This is a genomic window from Inquilinus sp. CA228 (assembly GCF_052078665.1).
GTDB lineage: Bacteria > Pseudomonadota > Alphaproteobacteria > DSM-16000 > Inquilinaceae > Inquilinus.
Genome location: NZ_JBQJIK010000005.1, coordinates 105,943 through 131,717, shown reverse-complemented (window position 1 = coordinate 131,717; position 25,775 = coordinate 105,943). Strand labels below are relative to the sequence as shown.

The window sequence follows — 25,775 nt, the reverse complement described above, 5'->3', positions numbered from 1 at the left end:
TCCTTCTCCCTCTGTCGTCCCGGCAGGAGTCGACCGGATCCGCGTCGCGAACCCGGCATGCGTATCCCCCGTTCCCACAATCCATGTTGGGTCCGCCGCCGGCGAACCCACCCGACGCCTCGGCTATGCGGCGATCCGCTCCACCGCCACCGCCGTGGCCTCGCCGCCGCCGATGCAGAGCGCGGCGACGCCGCGCTTGAGGCCATGGGTCTGCAATGCATTCAACAGGGTGACGATGATCCGCGCTCCCGACGCGCCGACCGGGTGGCCGAGGGCGCAGGCGCCGCCATGGACATTGACCTTGTCGTGCGGCAGGTCGAGGTCGCGCATCGCCGCCATGGTGACCACGGCGAAGGCTTCGTTGATCTCGAACAGGTCGACATCCCTGGCCGACCAGCCGGTCCGCTGGAACAGCGTCTCCATCGCCCCGATCGGCGCGGTGGTGAACCAGGCCGGCGCCCGGGCGTGGCTGGCATGGCCGACGATCTGCGCCAGCACCGGCAGGCCGCGCCGCTCCGCCTCCGACCGGCGCAGCAGCACCAGCGCCGCGCCGCCGTCGGAGATCGAGCTGGAATTCGCCGCCGTCACCGTGCCGTCCGGCCGGAAGGCGGGCTTCAGCGTCGGGATCTTCTCCGGCTTCGCGTTGCGCGGCTGCTCGTCGACCGTCATCACCACGTCGCCGCCGCGGCCCTTCACCGTCACCGCCGCGATCTCGCGGGCGAAGGTGCCGTCCTCCGACGCCTTGCGCGCCCGCTCCAGGCTGGCCAGGGCGAAGCGGTCCTGCTGCTCGCGGGTGAACTGGTAGTGCTGCGCCGTGTCCTCGGCATAGGTGCCCATCAGCCGGCCGGGCTCATAGGCGTCCTCCAGCCCGTCGAGGAACATGTGGTCCAGCACCCTGCCATGGCCCATGCGGTAGCCGCCGCGGGCGCGATCCAGCAGATAGGGGGCGTTGGTCATGCTCTCCAGCCCGCCGGCGACGCCGATGCCCACCGACCCGGCGGCGATGGCGTCATGGATCTGCATCACCGCCTTCATGCCGGAGCCGCACATCTTGTTGACCGTGGTGCAGGGCACCGCGTCGGGCAGGCCGGCGCCGCGGGCGGCTTGGCGGGCCGGAGCCTGGCCCAGGCCGGCCGGCAGCACGCAGCCCATCACCACCTCCTCGACCGCATCGGCGGCGAGGCCGGCGCGCTCCAGCGCCGCGCGGATGGCGACGGCGCCGAGTTGCGGCGCGCGCACATCCTTCAGCTCGCCCTGGAAGCCGCCCATCGGGGTGCGGGCCGCGCCCGCAATGACGACGGGATCATTCGCGCTCATGACATCCTCCAGTTTCGTGAGGGGCGGTGTCTCGTTGGGCCGATGCTAGCACGGAGGACGCGCCGCTGGGCGAGGACGGATCGAGCCGGTACAGTGCGCGCCGTCATTCCCTGGGCAAGACTGCGGCTTCCATGACCGATCCCCTGCTCGGCGGCCTGTCCGCCGCCGATTTTCTGGCCCACCACTGGCAGAAGGCGCCGCTCTTGATCCGCCAGGCGATCCCGGGCTGGACCAGCCCGATCACGCCGGACGAGCTGGCCGGCCTGGCCTGCGAGGATGGGGTGGAGAGCCGCCTGGTCACCCGCCGCCGCGGCAAATGGGCGGTGCGGCACGGGCCGTTCGACGAGGCCGATTTCGGCAAGCTGCCGGCCAAGGACTGGACCCTGCTGGTGCAGGGGGTCGACCTGTGGGAGCCGGCGGTAGAGGCGCTGCGCGACCGCTTCCGCTTCGTCCCGGACTGGCGGCTGGACGACGTCATGGTCAGCTACGCCCCGCCGGGCGGCGGCGTCGGCGCCCATGTCGACCAGTATGACGTGTTCCTGCTGCAGGGGCTGGGCCGCCGGCGCTGGCGGATCGGCGGCGCCGCCGAGGTGCGGCCCGCCTGGGTGCCGGACCAGCCGCTGAAGCTGCTGGCAGATTTCCAGCCGGCCGAGGAGTGGGTGCTGGAGCCGGGCGACATGCTGTACCTGCCGCCGGGCTGGGCCCATGACGGCGTGGCGGAGGACGACTGCCTGACCTTCTCGATCGGCTTCCGCGCCCCGAGCGTGGCCGAGCTGGCCGGCCGCTTCGCCGCTGCCGTGGCCGATGCCGAGGACGAGGAGCGGCGCTATGCCGACCCCGACCTGGCGCCGCCGGCCAACCCCGGCGAGATCCCCGACGCGGCGATCGAGCGGGTGCGGGCCTATCTGGCCGAGAGGCTGGACGATCGCCGCTTCCTGGCCGGCTGGCTGGGCGGCCTGCTGACCGAGCCGAAGGAGGAGCGCGAGGCGCCGCCGCCGCGCAAACGCCGGCCGGCCGGGGCGCTGCGCCGGACGATCGGCAGCCGCCTGGCCTTCGCCCGCGACGGGGACGGGCTGGTCCTGTTCGCCGATGGCGAGGCGCATCCGGCGCCGGCCGGTGTCGCCGCCGAGGCAGCGCTGCGCCTGTGCGGCGACGGGCGGCTCAAGGCGGAGGAGGCGAAGGCGGCCTGGGCCGATCCGGCGGCGGCGGCACTGCTGGACGCGCTGCTGGCCCAGGGCGCGATCGAGCCGGCCGGCAAGAGGTAACGCGCTTTCGACAACGCAGCGAAGCGGAAGCGCTTCTATCGGCCGGGCCGCTCAGGTAAGGATTCCCGACCAACAACAAACCCGAACAGGTCGATCATGCCGATTGCAAGCCGTCGTGCGCTCCTGGCCCTGGTTCCCGTCCTGGCGATCGCCGCCTGCGCCCCCAAGGCCGGCGGCCCTTATGACATCTTCTTCAAGGATGAGAGCGCCGAGCTGACGCCGGATGCGCGGGCGCTGGTCGCCAAGGCGGCGTCGGAGGCCAAGAGCTGGAGCGCGAAGTCGATCAACGTCGACGGCTTCGCCGGCAAGGCCGGCCCGCGCGACACCCATGAGGCGCTGTCGGTCAAGCGGGCCGAGGCCGTCGCCGCGGCGCTGGTGGCGGACGGCGTCTCGCCGGACCTGATCCACCGTATCGAAGGCCATGGCGACGCCGGGGCCCTGCCGGGCGTCACCGTCGGCGACCGCCGGGTCGAGATCCGGATCGTCTACTGAGCCCCTTGCCTGTCAAGCCCGGCAATGACAGGAACAGGAAGGGTATAAACGTCAGCCCCGCTGGCTGCGCAGCGTGTCGCGGATCTCCTCCAGCAGCACCTCGCTGCGCGGCGGCGCGGCGGGGGCCGCGGGGGCGGGTTCGGGCTTCTTCATGAAACGGTTGACCTGCTTCACCAGGAGGAAGATGGCGAAGGCCACGATCAAAAAGTTGATGATGGCGTTGATGAAGACGCCGTAGTTGATCGTCGCGGCGCCGGCCGCCTTGGCCGCGGCCAGGCTCGGATAGTCAGTCCCGGAAAGATTGATGTAGTAGTTCGAGAAGTCGACACCGCCCAGCAGCACGCCGATCGGCGGCATGATGATGTCGTTGACCAGGGAATTCACGATCGTTGTGAAGGCCACGCCCATGATGATGCCGACCGCCAAGTCGATCACACTGCCACGGGCAATGAAGGCCTTGAACTCCTGTAACATCCGCTGCCCCCAAATCTCTGTTGGTGGCCGATGCCGGCCGCGACATAAATATATATATCCGTTTTGCACAGGATCACAGAAAAACCTGCAAACATGCTGACAAAGCAGACAAAAGGCCGGATTGGCGGCTCCAAGAAGTCCCTGTGAATCACCTTGACTTTCGGCGCCGCAGGATCAAATTGCGGCCCCTCGCACCTCCACAATGCCGGGCGGCCGACACGCCGTCGGAACCGCCCGGGCCGGGAAGGGAAACGACCGATGCGCCTGTTCTTTTTCGGCACGCTGCAGGATCCCGACCTGTTCGCGCTGGTGATCGGCCAGCCGATGGCGGCCCTGGCGACGCAGCCGGCGACCCTGCTGGGCCGGCAGAGCCGCAAGGTGAAGGGCGAGAGCTATCCGATCCTGGTGCCGCATCCCGACGGCCGGGTCGACGGGCTGCTGGTCGAGGGCTTCACCGGCGACGAGCTGGACCGGATGCAGTTCTTCGAGAGCGACGACTACGCGCTGCAGCCGGTGACCGTGGCGCTGGCCGACGGCAGCCGTGCCGAGGCGCAGATCTACGCCTCGACCGGCGCGCTCGAGGATGCCGGCGAGCCCTGGCATCTGGAGGCCTGGCAGGCCACCGAGAAGCCGCGCACGCTGATGCATCACGAAGCCTACATGTCGCTGTACGGCAGGATGAGCAGCGCCGAGGCCGCGCTGCGCTGGCCCGAGGTCAAGGCCCAGGCCGACCGGCGCTACGCCGAGGCCCGCGCCGAGCGGCACTTCGCCGAGCGGCGCCGTCCTCGGTAAGGTCAGGCCGTCCCCTTCCCCTCCGCCGCGTCCAGGCGCTGCAGCAGCAGCTCGACCGCCCGGGTCAGGCGCACCACCTCCTGCTCGCGCAGCAGGTCGATCTTCTGGTGCAGCTGCTCGATCTCCAGCTCCGCCTTGATGTTGATCTTGTAGTCGACCTCGGCGTGGTGGCGGTCGATCTCGGACTGGCGGTTCTGGCTCATCATCAGGATCGGCGCGGTGTAGGCCGCCTGGAACGACAGGGCCAGGTTCAGCAGGATGAACGGGTAAGGGTCCCAGGCCTGGATCCAGCCGATGACGTTGAGCAGGATCCAGAGGGCCAGCAGGCCGCTCTGGATGATGATGAAACGCCAGGAGCCGACCGTCGCCGCCACGCCGTCGGCCAGGCGCTGGCCGAAGCCGAGCTCGGCGCGATGCTTGGTCCGGTGATGCCGCCGCTGCTGCCGCAGATCGTGCAGCAGCTGCTCGTCCTCGGGCGTCAGGCTGGGGGCGTGGCTCATCGACTGTCTCCTGGCGCAGGGCGGCGAGCCGGGCGCCTGAACATTACACCGGCAACCATTTCGCCCGATTCCGCCACCATGCGGTAGCGGCCGGTTGCGAGCCTCACCCCATCGAGCCTGCGGTTCGCCGCGCTGCGCAAGGGTGAGTGTGATGAGACCGGACTGGCCGATCGCCGCCGACCGGACCGAATTGCCCATCGAGGCCGAGGTCCTCGAAGCCAGGATCTATCCCTTCGTCCGGCCCGCGGCGCCCGCCGCGCCCGCACCGCAGCCCGAGCCCGGGGCGCTGCGCCGGGGCACGTCGAAAATCGCCCAGGTGATCATCGACGGCTTCGCCCATTGCGCCCGCGGCATGCATCCGGAGACGTTCTGCCGCGAGGACGAGCCGTCCCGCCCCGACCCGGACGCCCTGGCCGACGACGCGCCGCGCAGCTGGCGCTCCGACATGGATGTCGAGCTGCACCGCATCGTGTCGCTGCACCGGTTCCGAGGATAGCTGGCCAGATCGGCCCGGACCGGCCAAGCTGTTCCGATGCGCCTGCTCGCCATCGCCGACCTCCACCTCGCCTCCGATGCCAGCTTCGAGCGGCTGGAGGCCCTGCCCGACCGTCCCGAGGACTGGCTGATCCTGGCCGGCGACATCGCCGAGACGGCGGACGGGCTGGGCCGCGCCTTCACCCTGCTCGGATCGAAATTCGCAAGGCTGATCTGGGTGCCGGGCAACCACGAGCTGTGGACCCGGGCCCGCAGCCCGGCCGCGCCGCGCGGCGTCGAGCGCTACGACTCGCTGGTCGCGCTGGCCCGGCGGCATGGGGTGACCACGCCGGAGGATCCCTATCCGATCTGGCCCGGGCCGGGCGGCGAGCACGCCATCGCCCCTTTGTTCCTGCTGTACGACTACAGCTTCCGCCCGGCCGACCTGCCGATCGAGGAGGTGGTGGCCTGGGCGGCGGAGGAGAGCGCCGTCTGCGCCGACGAGCTGCTGCTGTACCCCGATCCCCACCCGACCCGGCAGGACTGGTGCCGGGCCCGGATCGAGGCCACTGCCCGGCGCCTGGCGGCGCTGCCCGCCGGGCTGCCGACCATCCTGGTCAACCATTACCCGCTGCGCCGCGACCTGGTGCGGATCCCGCGCATCCCGCGCTTCAGCCCGTGGTGCGGCACGGTGCTGACCGAGGACTGGCACCGGCGGTTCCGCGCCGCGGTCGCGGTCAGCGGCCATCTGCACGTCCGCCACACCGATTGGCGCGACGGCACCCGGTTCGAGGAGGTGTCGCTGGGCTATCCCTACCAGTGGGAGCAGGCCTACGGCGTCGGCGCCTATCTGCGCGAGATCCTGCCCGGCCCGCCCGAGCCGACGCCGAGCGTCAGGGCGTCAGGGCAACGGGCCGGACCGCGATGACCGGCTCGCCCTCGGGCTTGCGCAGCGCCAGCCCCAGCAGGTGGCGGGGCGAGGGCCGCCACTGCCGGAAATGCCAGGCGGCGCCGTCGACCGCTGGGTCGAGGAAGCGCACCCTCGGCCGCTCCGACAGCGCCTCGACCACGAAGCTGTCGAGCGCGATGGTCAGGCCGCCGCCGAGCGCCTTCACATAGGCTTCCTTGACCGTCCAGATCGAGAGGAAAGCCTCACGACGCCGGTCTGCCGGCACCGCCCGCACCGCCGCCGCCTCCGCCGCGGCGAAGCGGCGGTCGGCGATGCGCGGCTCGACCACCCGGCCGAGCCATTCGAGATCGACCCCGATGACGCTGCCGGGCGCCGCGGCGCAGGCGACCATGCCCTCGGCATGCGAGATGTTGATGCCGATCGACCGCCCCTGCTCCGGCCGGCAGATCAGCGGCTTGCCGTGGTCGCCGATGGCGAAGTCCCACTCGCCGGCCGGGATGCCGGCGATCTCCTGCAGCAGCCGGCGCATCAGCGACCGGGCGGCGGCGAAGCGGCGGCGGTCTCCCGGCATGACGAAGCGCACGGCCCGCGCCCGCTCCGCCGCGGTCAGGAACGGCAGGCACGCCTCGAACAGGGCGTCGTCCTCCGGCACTTCGGCCGTCCAGACATGAGCGTCGGCGGGGGCGTCCGGACCGCTCATGCCAACCCTCACTTCGGTTCGACGCCGCCGAGCTTGCAGATGTGCTTCCATTCGGCGTCGCTGACCGGGCTGACCGACAGCCGCCCCTGGCGGATCAGGACGAGGTCGGACAGGGCCGGATCGGCCTTCATCTGCTTCAAGGTCACCGGGGTCTTCAGCGGCCGGGAGGCCTGCACGTCGACCATGCCGAAGCGGCCGCTCTCGTCGCTCGGGTCCGGGTAGTATTCGCGCACGATCTCGACGATGCCGACGATCTCCAGGCCCTCCTGCGAATGGTAGAAGAACGCCTGGTCGCCGATCTTCATCGCCTTCAGGTTGTTCGAGGCCGCGTAGTTCCGGACCCCGTCCCAATGGGTGCGCTTGGCCTTGACCATCTGGTCCCAGCCCCATTTGACGGGTTCGGACTTCACCAGCCAGTGCTTCATGGTTCTCAGCCTCTCGGATCGACGGCGACGCGCGCCTCTGGGCGGGACGCTAGCGGAAACACGGACACTTCGGGAAGGGTGCAGAACGCATCGCCCCTTCCCGCTAGCCGGTCTTTCGAGACCGGAGAGCGGCCAGCATCTCGCGTCGTAGGATCGCGTTGATCCGCGATTGATACCCCTTCCCCTGCGACCGCAGCCAGGCCAGGACGTCGGCATCGATGCGCAGGGTGGTCGAGGTCTTGACCGGCCGATAGAACCGGCCGCGCTCGGCGTTCTGCCAGAACGCCTCGGTCAGCGGGGGGATGTCGCTGGTGTCGATCTCGCTGTCCGGGCGAGCGGCCAGCGCCGCCAGCGCCGCCTCCTGCGCCTTGGTCAGAGGCGGCAGATGGGCGAGATCGACATCATGCCTAACGGACTTCGTGCTCATGCGGACGGCGCCATTGTAAATCCGTCATGGCGAGCCCCGCAGGGGCGTGGCCATCCAGCGACACCGGCCCCTGGATCGCCACGTCGCTTCGCTCCTCGCGATGACGATTTGGACAGGACAGAATCAAACGTCTTCGCCGTTCGCATGATAGCGTCGTTTTCCTTCCCGCGCCCCTCATACCTCGCGTTTCGCCGGCCGCAGCAGCAGGCCGGCGACGGCGGTGTCGATCGCGGCGCCGCGGTTCAGCACGGCGTCGACCGCGGCGATCACCGGCGCGTCGACGCCCGCCTGCGCCGCCAGCCGGGCCGCCGCCGCCGCGGTCCACACCCCTTCGGTGACCGACCGGCGCTCGGCCAGGATCTGCGCCAGCGGCCGGCCCTGCCCCAGCGCGATGCCGAGCGAGGTGTTGCGGCTGGTGGCGCTGCAGGCGGTCAACAGCAGGTCGCCGAGGCCGGACAGGCCCATCAGCGTCTCCGGCCGCGCCCCGAGCCCGGCGCCGAGCCGCGTCATCTCGGCCAGGCCGCGGGTGACCAGCGCCGCCCGGGCGTTCTCGCCCAATCCGCGTCCGGTGACGATGCCGGCGGCGATCGCCAGCACGTTCTTCAGCGCGCCGCCGAGGGCGACGCCGCGCAGATCCTCGCTCCAGTACAGCCGCAGCGTCTTGTGGCCGAGGCTGCGGGCCAAGGCGGCGCCGGCCTCGGCGTCGGCGCAGGCCAGGGTCAGCGCGGTCGGCAGGCCGCGCGCCACCTCGGCGGCGAAGCTGGGGCCGGACAGCAGCGCCGGCGCCGCCTCCGGCCGCGCCTCGGCCGCGACCTCATGCATGAGCCGGCCGGTCGCGGTCTCGATGCCCTTGGCGGTGATCACCAGCGGCCCGGGCCGCGGCGACAACTGCTCCAGGATCGGGCGCAGATGCTGTGCCGGCACGGCGAGCACCCGCAGCCCCTCCGCCGCGGCGAGGTCGGCGGTCACAGCGATCCCCGGATGCAGCGCGATGCCCGGCAGATAGGCGGCGTTCTCGCGGCTGTCCTGCATCGCCGCGGCACGGTCCGGGTCGCGCGCCCACAGCACCACCCTGTGCCCGGCCCCGGCGAAGCTCTGGGCCAGCGCCGTGCCCCAGGCGCCGGCGCCGATCACCGCGATGCGCCTTGGACTCATTGGCGGCTCAAGCCTTCACCCCGGCGCCGATCGCCGCCGTCGCGGTGGGATCGAGCGGCCAGCGCGGCCGCGGCGCGCAGTCGAGCCCGTCGACCAGGCCCAGGCGCAGCCGCTCCAGCCCGGCCCAGGCGATCATGGCGCCGTTGTCGGTGCACAGGTTCAGCGGCGGCGCGACGAAGGGCAGCCCCGCCGCCTCCGCCACCTCGGACAGGCGGGCGCGCAGGCGCCGGTTGGCGGCGACGCCGCCGGCCACCACGAAGGCGCCGCCGGCCGGATGCTCCGCTCGGAACCGGGCAATCGCGCGCTTGGCACGGTCGGCCAGCGAGGCCGCCACCGATTCCTGGAAGGCGGCGCAGAGATCGGCGACATCCTGCGCCGCCGGCGGCTGCGGCAGATCGGCCACGGCGCGGCGCACCGCGGTCTTGAGGCCGGAGAAGGAGAAGTCGCAGTCCGGCCGTCCGACCATCGGCCGCGGCAGGGCGAAGCGCTTCGGGTTGCCGCCCCGCGCCGCCGCCTCGACCAGCGGCCCCCCGGGATGGCCGAGGCCGAGCATCTTGGCGACCTTGTCGAAGGCCTCGCCGACCGCGTCGTCGATGGTGGTGCCCCAACGCCGGTAGCGGCCGACGCCCTCGACGCAGAGCAACTGGCAATGGCCGCCGGAGACCAGCAGCAGCAGGTAGGGGAAGTCGACGCCGTCGGTCAGTCGGGCGGTCAGGGCGTGACCCTCGAGATGGTTGACGCCGAGGAAGGGCAGGCCGCGGGCGGCGGCGATGCCCTTGGCGGTCATCACCCCGACGGCGACGCCGCCGATCAGCCCCGGCCCGGCGGTGGCGGCGATGCCGTCGACCGCGTCGAGGCCGATCCCGGCCTCGGCCAGCGCCCGGCGGACCACGCCGTCGAGATGGGCCAGATGGGCGCGCGCCGCCACCTCGGGCACCACGCCGCCATAGGGGGCGTGCTCCTCGATCTGGCTGAGCACGACGTTGGCCAGGATGCGCCGCTGGTCGTCGACCAGCGCCGCCGCCGTCTCGTCGCAGGAGGTCTCGATGCCGAGCACGATCATGATCGGCCCGATATAGGCGGTCTGCCGGCGGGACGAAAGGACCGTGGCGACGGAAGGCAGCACGTCAGCGCGAGAAGATGCCAACGGAGACGTCAACCGCGATCCGGATCGCCCGCGAGGCGGCGCAGACCATCCGTGACCCACCGAAATCCCACCCGCTCCTGCTCCAGCCGCAGATTCGGGCGGATACGGTTGTGGCGCAGATCGTCGAACAGGGCGCGCTCCTCGTTCTCCAGCCAGGGCAGATCGTTCGTCACCTGATCGGGTTCCTCGCCCCAGTGCTGGCAGTGCGCGGTCAGGATCCCGCGATTCATCAGGAACGAGGACACATGCCCAAAATGGCGGCGCAGCTGGTCGAGAATTGCAAAGCCGTGCGTGTCGATGTCGCCCCAATAATGGATCGCGCTCCGGGCCAGCCAGCGGGCCCTGGCGAGCGCATCCCAGCCGTAGCCGGCGCCGAAGACCACGATCCCGTCACGGACCGGCGGGAAGGCGAGAAAGTTGGTCTCGTTCTCGGTGATGAAGACGCGCCCGATCGGAAGATCCAGGGCCGCGAAGCTGTCTGCGTCTAGCGTGATGTCGGGGCGCGCAATACCGGGCAGCAGCCGGATGTCGTCGTCGAGCACGCGAAAGCGGATGCGGACGGGCTTGTCCAGGAAACCGTAGCGGGACGCGAATTGACCGACGCCTGCCCGGTCGGGCTGCACGGCCTCCGGAGGCAGTGCGAGGTCGAGCAGCTCGGACAAGACCGCGCGATGCGCTTCGATGAATTTGCTGTCGACCCCGGGAACGTCCACCTGACGCAGATAGATGCCGGGGCGCGGGTGATCGGCCAACCAGAGCACGACGTCGATCAGGCGCTGCCACCGATCAGCAAGAGCGACGGCCTGCACCGGGCGCCTGGCCAGCCAGGGCAGAAGGGCCGGGGCCAGGGTCCTCGCCGATTCGACCATCTGCCGCAGCCGCTCGCCCTCGTGGCGGCTGCCCAGCAACGTGAGCGCGCCGTCCAGCGTGTCGACCCAGGCCTGGACGGGCAGGCGCTGCAGGCCGTGGACACGGTGGCGGGCCTCGCGCCACTCGATGCGGACATGCGGCACCGCCGCGAGATCCGCGGCCCACGCCCGCACGGCCTCGAAGCGATCGGTCAACTCGGACGAACTGGGCCCCTTCAGGACGAGGCGCAGAGGGAATGCCGCCTCGCCGGTGACCAGGGGCCGCAGCAGCTCCCCACGATCCCGGAGCCGCGAGAGCTGGACCTTCAGGTCGCGCGGAGTGGTCCAGTTCATTCCGGCAGATCTGCCGTCGCCAGCATGTCCGTCGACGCCATGTATGACGCCTTCCGCGCCTGGTACTCCTCGATCGTCAGCATGAGGAGCCTCGAGGCACGGCCGTCTTCGTTCTGAACGAAGCCGACGCTGGATACGAACGGCTCGATGATATGGATCTTCTGCAGCGGCGTGATGATCAGCAACTGCAGGTTGAGCTGCCGGAAAAGCTGGAGGCCGTATTGCGCCGATTCGTCGGAGCCGCGTCCAAAGGCCTCGTCGATGACGACGAAGCGGAAGGAGCGGGAGCGCGCGGCCCCCCACTCCAGTCCGAACTGATACGCCAGACTGGCCGCCAGGATCGTGTAGGCCAGCTTCTCCTTCTGGCCGCCCGACTTGCCGCCGGAATCGGAATAGTGCTCGTGCTCGGCCCCGTCCTCGCGCCAGCGTTCGCTGGCGGCGAACAGGAACCAGTTGCGCACGTCGGTCACCTTGGCGGTCCAGCGACGGTCCTGCTCGGACAGGCCCTCCCGCCCGCGGAAGCGGTCGATGATCGCCTTGACCTGCAGGAACTTGGCTTCGGAATACTGGGAATCCTCGGCGCCGGTCAGCGCCCCCTCGGTGCAAGCCCGCAGGCTCGCCTGGAAGTCCCGGACCTCGCTGTCCGGGCTGGGTTGGGATTCCAGGATGATATAGCGCCCGGGGTTGTAGTCGATCTGCGCCAGCGACTCGTTGATGCGATCGATCCGCTGCTTGATGGTCTCGCGCTCGCGGGCCAGCTGGGCATTGAAGTTGGCGATTTCGTTGATCGTGTTGACGTTCAGCAGCTCCTTGAAGCGGGCGACGAAACGCGGCAGGTCGTCCCGGTTCAACTGATCGAGCAGCGTCCCGTATTCGAACGCGGCGTCGAGGCTGGCATCGATCTCGGCGGTCTCGAGCTTGAATTCGTCCTTGAAGGCCGACATGGCCTTGATGATCTTCTCGGTCAGGCGTTCCAGCTTCTTCCGCTCGGCGTCGATAGCGGCCTGGAGCCAGACGCGAAGGTCGTGCTCCCGGTTGTCGCACGATTCCACGGTCAGCTGGCGGTCGCCCAAGGCCTCGGCACGCATCGTCTCCAGCCGCAGCGACAGCGCCTCGTCGGCCGCTGCGTCCCGCACCAGTTCCTGCGCCTGCTGCCGCAGCGCTTCGGCGTCGCTGCGGCGCTGCTCGACCTTGGAGCGCGCGTCCCTGGCCTCCCTGAGGTCCTTCTCCATCCGCCCCAGCAGTTCCTTCGCCTGCCGGAATTGCTCGTTCAGTTGCCTCAGCACGTCGGACGCCGAAGCCAGCCGCTCGCGCTCGGCCTCCAGCGCCGCGATCTCCGCGGCCACGCTCGTCCAATCGAGTTCCCCGTACTCGGCAAACTCCTCCAGCTTCGCCGAGGCTGCGAGGCGGTGCGCCAATCCCTCCCGCTCGGAGTTGAGCTTGGCGACGAGTTCGGCGACCTGATGCAGGCGCCGTTCGAGCTGGTCCCTATTCTCTTCGAGCGCCGCGATCTTCTCGGCGTTGGTCCAGCCCAGCACGTAACGGCTGCGATCGTCGATGCGGTGGCGGTCGTCCTTCTCATGCCGCCCGTTGGGGTCCTTGATCTGGCCGGCACGCGTGAGGGCGCGGGCCTCGCGCCGGAACTCGTCCTGCGTCGCACAGCACGCGAAATCGAACCGATAGGCGAGCTCGCGGTCCAGCCAGTCGTAGAACGGCGAGTCGGGCCTGACCGCCAGCTTCCGGACGAGCGAGTCGCGGTGCAGGTCGGGAAGGTCGCCCGGCCGGCGCGGACGGACGTGGAAATAGACCAGCCGGCCGCGCAGATGGTTGCGGTCCACCCAGTCGGCGACCGCCCGGTAACGGGCATCAGGCACCAGCAGCGACAGCCCGAAGTTCCGCAGCAGCCGCTCGGCGGCGCCCTCCCAGTCGCGGTCCGCTTCACGCACCTGGATCAGCTCGCCCGCGAACGGCATCTCATCCTCGGCGATGCCGAGCGCGTCGCACAGGGCGGCGCGGATCTGGATCTGCCGGTCGTCGATGTTGCTGCGCCGCCGCTTCAGGCTGTCGATCTCGGCCTGCAGGCCGTCATGCTCGAGCTTGCCTTGGCGCAGGGTCACGCCGTGCTCGGTCACGTTGTTCTGCAGATCCGCGTCGCGCCCGCGAAGCTCGTCGCGCAAGGCGGCAAGGCGGAGGCGCTGGCCGGCGAAGGCCGCAACGTCGGCAACGGCCGGTTCGCCCAGAATCGCGGTCAGTTCCCCATACCGGCGCGCCTTGGCCTGACGCGTGTCCCGCAGCGCCTGCTTCCTCTGGATCTCGGCGGCCAGCCGCTCCAGCCGGTCCCCGCCATTCTCGGCGACGGCCTGCCTGATCTCGTCGAGCCGGATCTGTTGCTCGCCATGCTGCGCCTCGAGACGCCTGACCTCCCCGTCGAGCCGGGTCCAGTCGTGTTCCAGCGTGGCCAGGCGCTTGTCGAGCAGCCCCAGCTTCAGGCCCGCGAAGTATCCCCGCAGCGCTTCGCGGCAGCGCTCCAGATCCACGACCTCGCCGGCCAGCGCGGTGTGCCGCCCGCAATCGGCCACGAGCGGCGTGAGCAGCTCGACCTGCCGCTGCGCCTTCAGGACCGCCCGATGCGCCCGATCGAGGTCGTCGAAATGGGTGATCAGCGCCTGGATGCGCGGCGCCACCTCGAACGGCTCCAGCATGTGGTCGCGCACGAAATCGGTCAGATTGCCGACCGACTTCATCGACACCGTCTGATGGAACAGCTCCAGCGCCTGATCGCTTTCGATGCCGAAGCGGCGGCGAAACCATGCGCCGTAGCGGGGAAAGCTGTCCTCGATCTCCGCCCCAGCGGCCCGCAGCTTCCGGCGCAGCTGCGTGAGGTCCGAACCGAACTGCGTGAAATCCGCCGCGATCGAAAGGTCGCGCTCCGCCCCCACGAAGAAGCGCGCCGGCTGCGCCTGGGTGTCCTTGATCCAGAACACCTGTGCCAGCGTCACCGTCTGGTCGTAGCCGGCATTGTGGAAGACCCCGAGAATGACGGAATAGCTGTTGTGGTCGCGCAGGCTCACCGGCTTGGCCGTCCCGGTGGCTTCGTTGCGTTCGGACTTGTAATGCCCGAGCACGTAGGAGCGGAGCGTGCGCTCCTTGACATCGGCTCCGGCAGCCTTGTTGTAGGCGACGCGATGCGCCGGCACGAGCAAAGTCGTGACCGCGTCCACCAGGGTCGATTTGCCGGAGCCGATGTCGCCCGTGAGCAGGCCGTTGCGGCCATCGAGGGAGAGTGTCCAGATCCGATTGTGGAACGTCCCCCAATTGAAGACCTCGAGCCGCTTCAGCCGGAAGCCGGCCAGCGAGCCCTCGATCCGGGCGTCGAGACCAAGGGACAGCTGGTCGTCCCGGGGCTGCAGGTCATTCATCGGTGTCTCCTGCGGCTCGCTCTCCGCCGGCGAGATGGGCCTGATAGTCGGCCAGCCGGGCATCGAAATCGGCCAGCCATTGGGCGTCGACAAAGGCCTTGAGGATGCGCCGGACCTCGAAGCCGGCCGGCCCCACGACCGTTCCACCGCTGGGCTTGAGGCGCCGGAGGAAGCCGAGATCGACAACCTTGTTGATCTGCGCGTCGATCTGATCGATCAGCCTGGCCTCGTTGCTGCTGTCGGGCAGAAAGACGCGGACCAGTTCGACGATCTCGTCCCGCGTCAGCACCAGGCGCGTGTCGCCTCCGCCGGCATCGAATTCGACGAGCTTCTTGCGCAGCAGCGCCAGCAGCAGGCTGACCGGGAACGACAGCGGCCGGCGCACGATGAGGCGCCGCAACCGGGGGCCGGCCTCGTCCTCCGCCGGTTCGGGCCGGCTCTTGAGAAAGGCGTAGCCTTCGGCCTCGTCGAGCACCAGATCGAGGCCGAGCACGGCGATGTAGTCGCGCAGCCGAACTTGGAGATCCAGCAACGCCCCCCAGAGCCGCTCATCCTCCTCACGATAGACAACCCCCTTGAGCAAGGCGATCGCCAGAGTCGAGAGATCCGGCCGGCCTGGGGACGCCGTCGCTGCGGCGGTTCGCTCCTGTTCTCCCTGGTCCATCCTCATCTCGCAAAGATGATCCGCGGCAATCGGGCCTGCCTGTGCGTGGATCGACCGTCCCGGGCCGCAGTCGTCCATGCGATCAGATCCATTGCACCGTCGACGACCTCGGCTCTGAACGAGTCGGTGCCGAGCTGCAGATAAGCCACCAGCTCCGCCAACCCATGCTGCAGCGGCTGGGCCTCGATCAGCTCCCGCAGCGTGACCTGCGGGCGAGCCTGCAGGGCATGGCGGATGTGACGGGTGAGTCGGGCCTTGTCGATGACGACCTGGTCGTAGAGCTCCGATGGATCGATATCGCCGCTCCCCTCCTGCAGCGCGATCTCGGCGATCAAGGACCGGCGCGCCGGGGCATACAACGGCCGCTCCAGCGGCAGCTCGATGGCCGCGGCGGGCTCGGCGATGCTGGCCACGTCATCCGGCGGCGGCGACTGCCGCAAGGCGATCGCCTTGGTCTCGATGCCGTGCAGGATATCCATGATCCTGCGGTTCTCGAGCCAGGCCTGGTCGTCGAGAAAGCGCCGCAGCTGCTGCGACAGCAGCGCCACCGTGCGCTGGGTGTGTTCGCCGGCCTCCAGCCAGTCGTAGTGAACCCGCCGCATGCGGGCATCGGGCTGCAGATCGGTCACCGCAGGCAGGGCCAGCACCCGATCCAGCAGCTCGGTCAGCTCCTCCTGTCTTCGGCTGGACATCAGGAAGTCCCAGAAGGCCCGGAAGCTCCGGCCCTGGTCGGAGTCGCCGATGGCGTCGTGCTCGCCCATGATCTCTTCCAGGAGGGCACCCTTGGCTCCCTCCCACAAGGCGATCCGCTCCCGCACCTTGCGATCCAGCAGGCGGAAGTTGTGCTCCACCTCGCGGAAATCAGCCAACAGCTCGCGCGCAAGCTGGGTGAATTGCTGGAACCGGTCCTTCAGGGCGGTGTCGTCCAACAGCGGCACATGACCTGCCTGCACCTGCGCGATCTCGGCATCGATTTCGTCGCGCCGCCGTCGCAGTTCGATGACGCGCTTCGCCGGATCGGATTCGCTGCCTTCGCTCATCTGCCGCAGCAGCTCGAACAGGGTGAGCAGGCGGGATTCGGTGCCGACGAAGCTGCGTTCCGACAACTGCCCCAGCCAGATGATGGCCTTTTCGGCAGCCGGGGTCAGGTCGAACTGAAGCTCGTCCGTTCCGGCGCGATAGAATTTGCGCAGCCATCCCTTATCCGTGGCGGCCCAGTCGGTGAGGTAGTCGAGCGCCGGCCGCGGAAACCGGTCCTCACCCCAGCGCTCGCGCAAGGCATAGAGCTCGTCCTCGAGCGCTTCGGCGAGGTCCGCCGCCGCGATAACGCGCGTGTTGGGTGCGACGAAGACGCGATGCAGGAAGCCGATGGCGAGCGATGCGTGATCCGAGCGCAGCAGCCGCCACGCCGGATGATGGGCGCGAAGGGTTTCGAGCGCGTCGAAATCGAACACCATCGCGCCAGCCTAGCGGTTCCACAGAGCCGTGCAATCGGTGCTCATGGGTTCCAGCAACCGGCTTGCCACGTCTTCGAACAAAACACGAACACAGATCTTCTCTCCCGTCAAGCCCGCTATCGGAACGCGACTGCTCATGGGGTCGAAAGGACCGGCAGGATTCAAGGGGCCTCGGGTTCCCGCATCCAAGCCTGGATGTCTCGCTGGCCATGCAAGACGCGCCAGACGTCGATGTGATGGTCATGCTCGACGTAGAAGATCAGATGGGGATAGCGTGCCAACACCCAAGATCGCAGCCCGGGGAGGCTCAGTTCATGGGCATAGCGGGAAGAGCCGGTGGCAGGATGGCGGCTGATATGAGCGTAAGCCTGCTCCAGCGCGTGGACGAAGCCGAGCGCGGCTTCCACCGCACCCTCATCCAGGTAATGGGCGATCGCACCGTCGATATCCCGCCTGGCCTGCTCGCGGAGGGCGATGGGCTTGGCCTTCACTCCCCGTCGCCGGGGTTCGCCGCCTTGCGGATCCGGTCTCGCAAGCCTTCGAAGTAAGCGGCGTCGACCGGAGAAGTGGGTGAAGACTCGGCACCCGCGAGCAGAAGACCGCGAAGCTGCTGGCGGTCCTGATCCTTGCGGATCAGCTCACGCACATACTCGCTGCTGGTGCCGTAGCCGCGCTGGCTGACCTGCTCGTCGACGAAGGACTTCAGGCTCTCGGGCAGGGAGATGTTCATCGTGCTCATGATGGGAAGAATGACCGTCTTGGCAAAATTTGGCAAGGCCGTCACCCTCGTCGAATGGCCACGTCGCCGCAACCGACCGGCGCGGCTTGCCCGGCGGGCGCCGGGCTTCTAGAAGTCGGGCCATGGACACCGTTCTCCGCATCGGCACGCGCGGCAGCGCCCTTGCCCTCGCCCAGGCCGAGGAGACGCGGCGGCGTCTGATCGCGGCGCATCCGGCCCTGGCGGCCCCCGGCGCGGTCGAGATCCAGGTCGTCCGCACCACCGGCGACCGGGTGCAGGACCGGCCGCTGTCCGAGATCGGCGGCAAGGGCCTGTTCACCAAGGAGATCGAGGACGGCCTCTTGGACGGCAGCCTGGACATCGCCGTCCATTCGATGAAGGACATGCCGACCCGGCTGCCGGACGGGCTGATCATCGGCGCCCTGCTGCCGCGCGAGGACCCGCGCGACGCGCTGTTCGCCCGCGACGCCGCCCTGGCCGGCCCCGCCAGCCTGGCGGCGCTGAAGCCGGGCGCGGTGGTCGGCACCTCCAGCCTGCGGCGGCAGGCGCAGCTGCTGGCGCTGCGGCCCGACCTCCAGGTCGTCCCGTTCCGCGGCAATGTCGACACCCGCCTAGCCAAGCTGGATGCCGGCACGGTCGACGCCACCCTGCTGGCCCTGGCCGGGCTGAGACGCCTGGGCCGGGCCGACCGGGTCTCGGCCGTGCTCGACCCGCAGGAGATGCTGCCGGCGGTGGCCCAGGGCGCCATCGGCATCGAATGCCGCGAGGCGGACGACCGGGTGCGCGCCCTGCTGGCCCCGATCCATGACCGCGACACCGGCGACCGGGTGGCGGCCGAGCGTGCCCTGCTGGCGGCGCTGGACGGCAGCTGCCGCACCCCGATCGCGGCGCTGGCCGAGCTAGGCCCGAACGACACGCTGACCCTGACCTCCCGCGTCGCCCTGCCGGACGGCAGTGAGATGCATGAGGACCGGCGCCAGGGCCATCGGTCCGAGGCGGCGCGGCTGGGCACCGAGGCCGGCGCGGCCCTGCGCCGCCGCATCGGCCCGCGCTTCCTGGCCGGATGATGACGCGCTGGCTGGTCACCCGGCCGCGGGAAGAGGCCGAGCGCTTCGCCGACGCGATGCGCGATCGCGGCCTGGACCCGGTGGTCGCCCCGATCCTGGAGATCGAGCCGGTCGATCCCGGCCCGATCGACCTCGGCGACGTGCAGGCGGTGCTGGCCACCAGCCGCAACGGCATCGACGCCTTCGCCCGGCGGGTGACGCGGCGCGACCTGCCGGTGCTGGCGGTCGGCGACGCCACCGCCGAGCTGGCCCGGTCGCTGGGCTTCCGCGACGTGGCCAGCGCCGCCGGCGACGGCGACGACCTGGCCGAGCTGGCCCGCGCCCGGCTGGACCCCGCGGCCGGGGTGCTGCTGCACCCGTCGGGCGAAGAGGTGGCGCGCGACCTGCCCGCCCTGCTCGCCGGCTTCACCGTGCGGCGGATCGTGCTGTACCGCGCCCGGCCGGCGGCGGCACTGCCCTCGGCGGCGATGGCCGCCCTGGCCGACCCCGGGCTGGCGGGCGTGGTGTTTTTCTCTCCCCGCACCGCGAAGGTCTTTGCTACCCTCGCGGCCCGGGTCGAACTGACCCATCGCCTCGCCGGGCTGACGGCGGTCTGCCTGAGCCCGGCCGTCGCCCAGGCGCTGGATCCGTCGCCCTGGCGGGCGGTGCGAATCGCGGACAGGCCGGATTCGCCGTCGCTGCTGGCGCGGCTTTCCGATTTTCCCGCTGAGCAAGAGACGAGGACGGCGAACGGTATGGACCCGACCCCCGACAAGCCAGGCGAAGCAGCGGCCCCCGGCCCTGAGTCCCAGCAGCCGGACGACGTGTCGGCCACCTCTCAGCCGGGCCAGGCTCAGCCGGGTTCCGCCGACGAGACGGCCGCCGCCGCCGCACCGCTTCCCGAGGACGCCCTGGCGCTTCCGAGCGAGGGGCCGCTGACCCCGACCGAGCGGGTGATCGAGGCCTTCGGCGGCATCCGCCCGATGGCGGCGAAGCTGACCGTGCCGGTGACCACGGTGCAAGGCTGGAAGCGGCGCAACGCCATCCCGGAGCAGCGCCACGCCGACATCCTGGCCGCGGCCAGGACCCACGGCATCGCGCTCGACCCGGCCGAGCTGGCGCGCACCCGACCGGCCACGCCGGAGGAAGGCGCGCCCGAGCCGGCCGAGCTGTCCGAGCCGGAGAACCCGCCCGGCCCGCCGCGGGTCGGCCCGCCGACCATCCCGCCGCCGCCCCCGGCCGAGCCGCCGGGCAACCCTGCGCGCTCGGCCTGGTATGCGGCGGGCGTCGCCGTCATCTTCGCCGCGATCTCGGTCACCGCGCCGATGTGGTCGCCGAAGCTGTTCGGCCCCTCCACCCCCACCCCGGCGCCGCAGGGCTCGCCGACGCTGGGCGACCGCGTCGCCTTCATCGAGAAGCGCCTGGCCGACCTGCCCTCCGGCACCGCCGAGGCGATCGACGGGCTGGGCAAGCGGGTCGAGACCCTGGAGAAGCCGCCCGGCGGCCCGATCGACCCCGCCGCGATCGAGAAGGGCCGCGCCGACCTGGCCGCCCGGGTCGACGCGATCCAGCAGAGGCTGGACCAACTGGCCGGCACGGCGCCGCAGCAGCAGCCCGCCCCGGCGGCCCCTGCCCCGGCGGCCCCTGCCCCCGAGGCCGTGGCGGCGCTGGAGGCCCGGGTCGCGGCGCTGGAATCGGCCCAGGCCGCGGTCAAGACGCTGGGCGACACCGTCGCCACCCTGTCCTCCGGTTCCCAGGCCAATGGCAGCCCCCGGGCGGCGCTGCCGCAGCAGGTCGACGCGGTCAAGGCGACGGTCGAGCGGCTGCGCAACAGCGACACCGGCGCCCAGGCGCTGAGCCTGGCCGCCGGCCAGCTGCGCAGCGCCCTGGACACCGGAGCGCCGCTGGACGAGACGCTGGCCCTGCTGCGCGGCCTGGCCCAGAACGATCCCGGCCTGGCCAATGCCGTGGCGGCGCTGGAGCCGGCGGCGAAGGGCGTGCCCAGCCGCGCCGCCCTGGCCACCGGCTTCGTCCAGGCGGCGGAGGCGGCGCGCAAGGCCGACCAGCCGGAGAGCGGCGACTGGGTCGACCGCAGCCTCTCGGTGGTGCAGGACCTGGTCACGGTCCGCCCGGCCCCGGGCGAGGTCGAGGGCACCGACACCAACGCCGTGCTGGCCCGGGCCGAAGGCCGGCTGCAGCGCGGCGACCTGGCCGGCGCGGTCGAGGCGGTCAAGGGCCTGAACGGCCCCGCGGCCTCGGCGATGGCGCCCTGGCGCGGCCAGGCCGAGGCCAGGCTTTCGGCCGAATCGGCGCTGCAGAGCCTGTCCGCTTTGGCGGTGCAGCGCCTGTCCGCGGCGACGAGCGCCGGTGACACCCAGCCCCCGAAGGCGCCATGAAGCGTCTGCTGATCTACGCCCTCAAGCTGGCCATCCTGATCGCGGTCGCGGTCTGGCTGGCGGACCGGCCGGGCCATGTCGAGATCCAGTGGCAGGGCCGGGTGATCGAGACCTCGGTCGCGGTGCTGGTGGCGGCCGCGGCGGCGCTGATGCTGCTGGCGGCGTATCTCTACCGCTTCTGGCGCTCGCTGCGCCGGGCCCCCGGCCGCTTTGTCGAGGGCCGCCGCTTCGCCCGCCGCGAGAAGGGCTATCGCGCCCTGACCCGCGGCATGGTCGCGGTCGCCGCCGGCGACGCCGAGGCGGCGCGGCGCTTCGCCCGCAAGGCCGATGTGCTGCTGGACGAGCCGCCGCTGACCCTGCTGCTGTCCGCCCAGGCGGCGCAGCTGGCCGGCGACGACACCGCCGCGACCCGCTATTTCGAGGCGATGCTGCGCCGGCCGGACATGGAGTTCCTGGGCCTGCGCGGCCTGCTGAACCAGTCGCTGCGCCACAAGGAATCGCTGCAGGCGCTGGAGATGGCGCAGCGCGCCCGGTCGCTGCGGCCGGACGCGGCCTGGACCCACCGCGCCTGCTTCGACCTGGAGGTGGCGCAGCATCGCTGGGCCGACGCCCAGCTCAGCCTCGCCCATTCGGTGCGGGTCAAGGCGATCCCGGCCGAGGACGGGCGGCGCTTCAAGACCCGCATCCTGGTCGAGCGCAGCCGCGAGGCCGAGGACGCGGGCAACCTGTCCCAGGCGCTGGATTTCGCCCACAAGGCGGTGGGGCTGGAGCCGGATTTCGTGCCGGCGGCGCTGTGCGACCACTGCCACGGCTTCGACACGCTGGCCTGGCGCCTCCCCGGTCCCGCCCGCGGCCTGGCGCCGGCGCCGGTCGAGATCGACGCCTTCCTACCCGCGCCGGTGCCGCCGGCCGGCGGCACGGCCGTGGTCCCGGCCGCCACGGCCTGAGCCGCGCCGCCGTTGACGCTGCGGCGTGCGCCCTGTATAGGGTGCCCGCCCTGCGGCGCCGAAGTAGCTCAGGGGTAGAGCAACTGATTCGTAATCAGTAGGTCCGGGGTTCGAATCCCCGCTTCGGCACCACCCTTCCCGCCCGACGTCCCCGTGCTGTTGCCTTGGCTTTGCCGGGCGGTATAGCGTTCGCCCGGGCGATGGGCCTGTCGCCAAAGGGGTGCGCCATGATCGACGATCCGCCGCTGCTGACGATTCGCCGCCGCTTCGCCCGGCCGGACCCGGCGCTGGTCGAGGCCTTGCAAGGCATCCAGACCGGCTTCGCCGTCGACGCCATGGACGGCTCGGGCGCACTGCACCACCGGATCAAGCCGGTCGATCCCGCCGGCTTCGTCGGCGTCGCGGTGACCTGCGACTGCGGCCCGGCCGACAATCTGGCGGTGTTCGCCGCGCTCGACATCGCCGGGCCGGGCGACGTGCTGGTCTGCGCCGCCGGCGGCTATGAGGGCACGGCGGTGATCGGCGACCTGGTCGCCGGCATGGCTCGCAACAAGGGCGCGGTGGCGCTGGTGACCGACGGGCTGGTGCGCGATCTGGCCGGCCTGCGCCAGGTCGGGCTGCCGGTGTTCGCGGCCGGCATCACCCCGAACTCGCCGGCGCGGCAAGGGCCGGGCACGGCCGGGCTGCCGGTCGTGGTCGGCGGGGTGCGGGTCGAGTCCGGGGACGTGCTGGTCGGCGACCTCGACGGCGTGGTGGTGATCCCGCGGGAGCGCCTGGCCGCGGTGGTCGACCGCCTGGCCGCGATCCGGCAGAAGGAGGCGGCGCTCGACGCCGCGGTCCGCGGCGGCCTGACCATGCCGGACTTCGCCCGCCGCATCCTCGACTCCGACCGGGTCCGCTCGGTCGACTGAGAAGGTTGCCGCCTCGATGAGCCGCGACGCCGCAGAGATGCCCGCCGACCTCGCGCCCGGTTCCGGGCCTGGCTTGGCGCGGATCCAGCGCCGCCGCCGGCACCGCCTGCTGGCGCTGCTGCTGGGTGCGGCCGTCTTCGTCGTCGACACCTTCACCGATGTCACCGGCGCCATCGCGGTGCTCTATGTGCTGGTGATGCTGGCGGCCTCGGACACCTTCTCGCGGCGCGGCCTCATCCTCCTGGCGCTGGCCTGTGCCGGCCTCGCGGTTCTCTCCTTCTTCATCTCGCACGGCCAGGGGGCGGATGCCTCGGCCGTGGTCCGCTGCGGCATCTCGCTGGCGGCGATCGGCATCACCACGGTGCTGCTGCTGCGCGACCAGGCATCGAAGCAGTCCCTGGTGCAGGCGAACGCCGCCCTGGCCCGCAGCGAGAAGCGGTACCGGTCGATCTTCGAGCAGGCCCCCGTCTCGCTGTGGGAGCAGGACTTCTCCGAGGTCAGGGCCATGCTCGCGGCGCTGCGGCAGCAGGGCGTGCACGACCTCGCCGCCCATGCCCGCGCGCACCCCGCCTTCGCCCGGGACTGCGTCCGGCGGATCCGGACCGTGCATGTCAACGACGCGACGGCGGAGCTGCTGCGGCTGCCGTCGCCCGCCGAGGCGCTGGGCCCGATCGAGCGCTTCCTGCCGGCCGACGACCCTGCCCCGCTGGCGGTCCTGACCGCGGTGGCCGAGGGCAGCAGCCAGTTCGAGGGAAGGGCGAAGCTGGTCGCGGCGGACGGGCGGGTGATGACTGTCCTGCTCGGCATCACCTTCCCGGACGAGGCGGACGAGTTCGGCCGCGTGGTCGTCGCCATGGTCGATGTGACCCAGAGCGAGCAGATCCAGCAGACCCAGCTCGCCGTCCAGGCCGAGCTGGCGCGGGCGTCGCGGGCGGCGACGGTCGGCGCGCTGTCGGCCTCGATCGCGCATGAGATCAACCAGCCGCTCGGCGCCGTGGTGATGAACGCCCAGACCTGCCTGCGCTGGCTCGGCAAGGATCCGCCCGACATCGAAGCGGCGGTGCGGGCGGCGGAGCGGACGGTGCGGGACGGCCGGCGCGCCGCCGAGATCGTGCAGCGCACGCGCGGCCAGCTGGTGCGCGACCAGCGCAGCGACGAAGCGATCGATCTACGCGAGCTGATCGAGGAGACGATCGCGCTGCTGGAGACCGAGCTGAGCACCCATGCCGCGACGGTCGTGACGCAATTCGCGCCGTCGATCCCGCCGATCCGGGCCGTTCGCGTGGCGCTGCAGCAGGTGCTGATCAACCTGATGACCAACGGTCTGCACGCCATGGCTGATGCGGCGGCCGCCGCGCGCGAGCTGACGGTCAGCGTCGACGGGCCCGCGGGGCCCGCCGGGCCCGAGGCGCCGGAGGTGCGCGTCGCGATCCGCGATCGCGGCAGGGGCATTCCCGACGAGCTCCAGGCCCGGCTGTTCGAGCCGTTCTTCACGACCAAGAAGGGCGGCATGGGAATGGGGCTTGCGATCTGCCGCTCGACCATCGAGACATATGGCGGACGGTTGACGGCCAGGACTCACGAGCAGGGGGGAGCGGTGTTCGAGTTCGCGCTGCCGACGGACACCGCGCAAACGTCATGAAAGCACCAGCCGGAACCGCGCCCGCCGCCACGCCCCTCGTCCTCATCGTCGACGACGATGAGGGCATCCGCGAGGCGCTGACCGATCTGCTGCGCTCGATCGGGATCGAGACGAAAAGCTTCGGCTCGACCCGGGAGCTGCTCGACGCCGCCCCGACCGACCGGCCCGGCTGCCTGATCCTCGATGTCCGCCTGCCGGGCCTCAGCGGGCTGGACCTGCAGGCCCAGCTGGCCCGCACCGGCAACACCCGCCCGATCATCTTCATGACCGGCCATGGCGACATCCCGATGAGCGTGCGGGCGATGAAGGCCGGGGCGATGGATTTCCTGACCAAGCCGTTCCGCGACCAGGACATGCTGGATGCGGTGGCCGCCGCCATCGACAAGGACATGGCACAGCGCCGGGACGCCGCGGCGGCCAAGGAGGTGGCGGCGCTGGCCGCCACCCTGACCCCGCGCGAGACCGAGGTCATGGCGGCGGTGGTGAAGGGGCTGATGAACAAGCAGATCGCCGGCCTGCTCGGCATCAGCGAGATCACGGTCAAGCTGCACCGCGGCAACGTCATGCGGAAGATGGCCGTCCGCTCGGTCGCCGACCTGGTGCGGAAAACGGAGCTGCTGGAGCGGTGACGCCCGGCCTGGACGGACAGCCGCTTCGTCCTGAACCTATGTATGGTATCCGCGCGGCGGACCCTCGGCTATCCAGGATGGGCGGGCCTTAGTCCCGTTTTGCCGTCCGCCGAGGTATCGTGTCCCATTCCCCCGTCATTGCCGTCATCGACGACGACCAGGCCATCCGCGAGGCGCTGGAGGATCTCCTGTCCTCGCTCGGCTACAGCGCGCTGCCCTTCGCCTCGGCGGAGGAGTTCCTGGCCTTCCCGGGCCGGTCCGCGGTGGCCTGCATGGTCGTGGACGTCCGGATGGGGGGAATGACCGGCCTCGACCTGCAGGCGCTGCTGAACGCGCAGGGCGGGTCCTCCCCGATGATCTTCATGACCTCCTACACCGACGCGGCGACGCGGTCGAAGGCCCTGGCCGGCGGCGCCCACGGCTTCCTGGAGAAGCCGGTCGATGCCGAGGTGCTGATCGGATGCCTGGCCTCGGCGCTGCGGCGCGAGGCCCGGCCGAGCTGATCCCGGCGCATCGGCGACCTATACCTAGGTCTATCCCCCGCCACCGAAAACGCCAGCCGGCGCAAACCACAGTGGAATGGGTCCGCCCCACACCGTCCGCCATGCTGTGACTGTCTCGACGATCACAGAATTGGGAGGAGGC

The 25,775-nt window shown here is 70.9% G+C and carries 27 protein-coding genes and 1 tRNA gene; 14 read left to right on the top strand and 14 right to left on the bottom strand.

Annotation, left to right across the window (positions count from 1 at the left end; all coding sequences use genetic code 11):
* Positions 1 to 123 precede the first annotated feature (123 nt).
* Entirely contained in the window at positions 124 to 1,317 is a 1,194-nt protein-coding gene (locus ACTOWL_RS03875; protein WP_441319870.1) for an acetyl-CoA C-acyltransferase, read from the bottom strand.
* A gap of 131 nt (positions 1,318 to 1,448) precedes the next feature.
* Between ACTOWL_RS03875 and ACTOWL_RS03870 the strand changes: the two genes are divergently transcribed.
* Entirely contained in the window at positions 1,449 to 2,582 is a 1,134-nt protein-coding gene (locus ACTOWL_RS03870; protein ID WP_441319869.1) for a cupin domain-containing protein, read from the top strand.
* Between the two features lie 96 nt (positions 2,583 to 2,678).
* Positions 2,679 to 3,074, top strand: coding sequence for an OmpA family protein (locus ACTOWL_RS03865; RefSeq protein ID WP_441319868.1), 396 nt, complete (start codon positions 2,679 to 2,681; stop codon positions 3,072 to 3,074).
* A gap of 51 nt (positions 3,075 to 3,125) precedes the next feature.
* Here the strand turns inward: ACTOWL_RS03865 and mscL are convergent, their stop codons facing one another.
* Positions 3,126 to 3,548 carry a large conductance mechanosensitive channel protein MscL gene (mscL, locus tag ACTOWL_RS03860; RefSeq protein ID WP_441319867.1) on the bottom strand — a complete coding sequence of 141 codons (423 nt, stop codon included), beginning with the start codon at positions 3,546 to 3,548 and terminating at the stop codon, positions 3,126 to 3,128.
* Between the two features lie 258 nt (positions 3,549 to 3,806).
* Between mscL and ACTOWL_RS03855 the strand changes: the two genes are divergently transcribed.
* Positions 3,807 to 4,340, top strand: a complete 534-nt coding sequence (locus tag ACTOWL_RS03855) for a gamma-glutamylcyclotransferase family protein (protein WP_441319866.1) — start codon at positions 3,807 to 3,809, stop codon at positions 4,338 to 4,340.
* A 2-nt stretch (positions 4,341 to 4,342) separates the two neighbouring features.
* On the opposite strand, the gene ACTOWL_RS03850 is transcribed toward ACTOWL_RS03855, so the two are convergent.
* On the bottom strand, positions 4,343 to 4,840 hold the full coding sequence (locus tag ACTOWL_RS03850) for a DUF1003 domain-containing protein (protein WP_441319865.1): 498 nt from the start codon (positions 4,838 to 4,840) through the stop codon (positions 4,343 to 4,345).
* A 151-nt stretch (positions 4,841 to 4,991) separates the two neighbouring features.
* On the opposite strand from ACTOWL_RS03850, the gene ACTOWL_RS03845 reads away from it, so the two are divergent.
* Together ACTOWL_RS03845 and ACTOWL_RS03840 are read left to right on the top strand one after the other, a co-directional pair.
* Positions 4,992 to 5,336 carry a hypothetical protein gene (locus tag ACTOWL_RS03845; RefSeq protein ID WP_441319864.1) on the top strand — a complete coding sequence of 115 codons (345 nt, stop codon included), beginning with the start codon at positions 4,992 to 4,994 and terminating at the stop codon, positions 5,334 to 5,336.
* Positions 5,337 to 5,372: 36 nt separating this feature from the next.
* A complete protein-coding gene (locus tag ACTOWL_RS03840) occupies positions 5,373 to 6,242 on the top strand; it encodes a metallophosphoesterase family protein (RefSeq protein ID WP_441319863.1) in 870 nt (289 codons plus the stop codon).
* Here ACTOWL_RS03840 and ACTOWL_RS03835 read toward each other — a convergent pair.
* The 11 genes from ACTOWL_RS03835 to ACTOWL_RS03785 all read right to left on the bottom strand — a co-directional run bounded on the left by ACTOWL_RS03835 (position 6,208) and on the right by ACTOWL_RS03785 (position 17,550).
* The gene (locus ACTOWL_RS03835; RefSeq protein WP_441319862.1) at positions 6,208 to 6,924 is read right to left on the bottom strand and encodes a 4'-phosphopantetheinyl transferase family protein; all 717 of its coding nucleotides are present in this window, start codon (positions 6,922 to 6,924) and stop codon (positions 6,208 to 6,210) included. The two genes, ACTOWL_RS03840 and ACTOWL_RS03835, sit on opposite strands and share 35 nt — an antisense overlap.
* Before the next feature lie 8 nt (positions 6,925 to 6,932).
* A complete protein-coding gene (locus ACTOWL_RS03830) occupies positions 6,933 to 7,349 on the bottom strand; it encodes an EVE domain-containing protein (protein WP_441319861.1) in 417 nt (138 codons plus the stop codon).
* Between the two features lie 103 nt (positions 7,350 to 7,452).
* Positions 7,453 to 7,776 carry a BrnA antitoxin family protein gene (locus ACTOWL_RS03825; RefSeq protein ID WP_441319860.1) on the bottom strand — a complete coding sequence of 108 codons (324 nt, stop codon included), beginning with the start codon at positions 7,774 to 7,776 and terminating at the stop codon, positions 7,453 to 7,455.
* Positions 7,777 to 7,950: 174 nt separating this feature from the next.
* Positions 7,951 to 8,931, bottom strand: coding sequence for an NAD(P)H-dependent glycerol-3-phosphate dehydrogenase (locus tag ACTOWL_RS03820; protein WP_441319859.1), 981 nt, complete (start codon positions 8,929 to 8,931; stop codon positions 7,951 to 7,953).
* A gap of 7 nt (positions 8,932 to 8,938) precedes the next feature.
* The gene (gene tsaD / locus ACTOWL_RS03815; RefSeq protein ID WP_441319885.1) at positions 8,939 to 9,994 is read right to left on the bottom strand and encodes a tRNA (adenosine(37)-N6)-threonylcarbamoyltransferase complex transferase subunit TsaD; all 1,056 of its coding nucleotides are present in this window, start codon (positions 9,992 to 9,994) and stop codon (positions 8,939 to 8,941) included.
* A 92-nt stretch (positions 9,995 to 10,086) separates the two neighbouring features.
* Positions 10,087 to 11,280 carry a DUF3322 domain-containing protein gene (locus ACTOWL_RS03810; RefSeq protein WP_441319858.1) on the bottom strand — a complete coding sequence of 398 codons (1,194 nt, stop codon included), beginning with the start codon at positions 11,278 to 11,280 and terminating at the stop codon, positions 10,087 to 10,089.
* Positions 11,277 to 14,699, bottom strand: a complete 3,423-nt coding sequence (locus tag ACTOWL_RS03805; protein WP_441319857.1) for an ATP-binding protein — start codon at positions 14,697 to 14,699, stop codon at positions 11,277 to 11,279. The genes ACTOWL_RS03810 and ACTOWL_RS03805 overlap by 4 nt, the downstream gene beginning before the upstream one ends.
* Positions 14,692 to 15,363, bottom strand: coding sequence for a DUF4194 domain-containing protein (locus ACTOWL_RS03800; protein ID WP_441319856.1), 672 nt, complete (start codon positions 15,361 to 15,363; stop codon positions 14,692 to 14,694). Before ACTOWL_RS03800 ends, ACTOWL_RS03805 begins: the two co-directional genes overlap by 8 nt.
* Before the next feature lie 2 nt (positions 15,364 to 15,365).
* Entirely contained in the window at positions 15,366 to 16,820 is a 1,455-nt protein-coding gene (locus tag ACTOWL_RS03795) for a DUF3375 domain-containing protein (protein ID WP_441319855.1), read from the bottom strand.
* Positions 16,821 to 16,981: 161 nt separating this feature from the next.
* Positions 16,982 to 17,311 carry a type II toxin-antitoxin system RelE/ParE family toxin gene (locus ACTOWL_RS03790; RefSeq protein WP_441319854.1) on the bottom strand — a complete coding sequence of 110 codons (330 nt, stop codon included), beginning with the start codon at positions 17,309 to 17,311 and terminating at the stop codon, positions 16,982 to 16,984.
* Positions 17,308 to 17,550, bottom strand: coding sequence for a type II toxin-antitoxin system ParD family antitoxin (locus ACTOWL_RS03785; RefSeq protein WP_441319853.1), 243 nt, complete (start codon positions 17,548 to 17,550; stop codon positions 17,308 to 17,310). The genes ACTOWL_RS03790 and ACTOWL_RS03785 overlap by 4 nt, the downstream gene beginning before the upstream one ends.
* Here ACTOWL_RS03785 and ACTOWL_RS03780 point away from each other — a divergent pair.
* From ACTOWL_RS03780 to ACTOWL_RS03740, 9 genes are all read left to right on the top strand, one after another.
* The gene (locus ACTOWL_RS03780) at positions 17,543 to 17,671 is read left to right on the top strand and encodes a hypothetical protein (protein ID WP_441319852.1); all 129 of its coding nucleotides are present in this window, start codon (positions 17,543 to 17,545) and stop codon (positions 17,669 to 17,671) included. The two genes, ACTOWL_RS03785 and ACTOWL_RS03780, sit on opposite strands and share 8 nt — an antisense overlap.
* Before the next feature lie 10 nt (positions 17,672 to 17,681).
* Positions 17,682 to 18,626 (top strand): hydroxymethylbilane synthase, encoded by a 945-nt coding sequence (gene hemC, locus ACTOWL_RS03775; protein ID WP_441319851.1) that lies wholly within the window; start codon positions 17,682 to 17,684, stop codon positions 18,624 to 18,626.
* Entirely contained in the window at positions 18,626 to 21,001 is a 2,376-nt protein-coding gene (locus ACTOWL_RS03770) for a uroporphyrinogen-III synthase (protein ID WP_441319850.1), read from the top strand. The genes hemC and ACTOWL_RS03770 overlap by 1 nt, the downstream gene beginning before the upstream one ends.
* Positions 20,998 to 21,948 carry a heme biosynthesis HemY N-terminal domain-containing protein gene (locus ACTOWL_RS03765; protein WP_441319849.1) on the top strand — a complete coding sequence of 317 codons (951 nt, stop codon included), beginning with the start codon at positions 20,998 to 21,000 and terminating at the stop codon, positions 21,946 to 21,948. Before ACTOWL_RS03770 ends, ACTOWL_RS03765 begins: the two co-directional genes overlap by 4 nt.
* A 57-nt stretch (positions 21,949 to 22,005) precedes the next feature.
* Positions 22,006 to 22,080 (top strand) — tRNA-Thr (locus ACTOWL_RS03760).
* Between the two features lie 95 nt (positions 22,081 to 22,175).
* A complete protein-coding gene (locus ACTOWL_RS03755; RefSeq protein WP_441319848.1) occupies positions 22,176 to 22,859 on the top strand; it encodes an RraA family protein in 684 nt (227 codons plus the stop codon).
* Positions 22,860 to 22,896: 37 nt separating this feature from the next.
* Positions 22,897 to 24,501 carry a sensor histidine kinase gene (locus tag ACTOWL_RS03750; protein ID WP_441319847.1) on the top strand — a complete coding sequence of 535 codons (1,605 nt, stop codon included), beginning with the start codon at positions 22,897 to 22,899 and terminating at the stop codon, positions 24,499 to 24,501.
* On the top strand, positions 24,498 to 25,130 hold the full coding sequence (locus ACTOWL_RS03745; RefSeq protein ID WP_441319846.1) for a response regulator transcription factor: 633 nt from the start codon (positions 24,498 to 24,500) through the stop codon (positions 25,128 to 25,130). Before ACTOWL_RS03750 ends, ACTOWL_RS03745 begins: the two co-directional genes overlap by 4 nt.
* A 119-nt stretch (positions 25,131 to 25,249) precedes the next feature.
* Complete coding sequence (locus ACTOWL_RS03740) at positions 25,250 to 25,633, top strand: response regulator transcription factor (RefSeq protein WP_441319845.1); 384 nt, start codon at positions 25,250 to 25,252, stop codon at positions 25,631 to 25,633.
* The last annotated feature ends 142 nt before the right edge of the window (positions 25,634 to 25,775 follow it).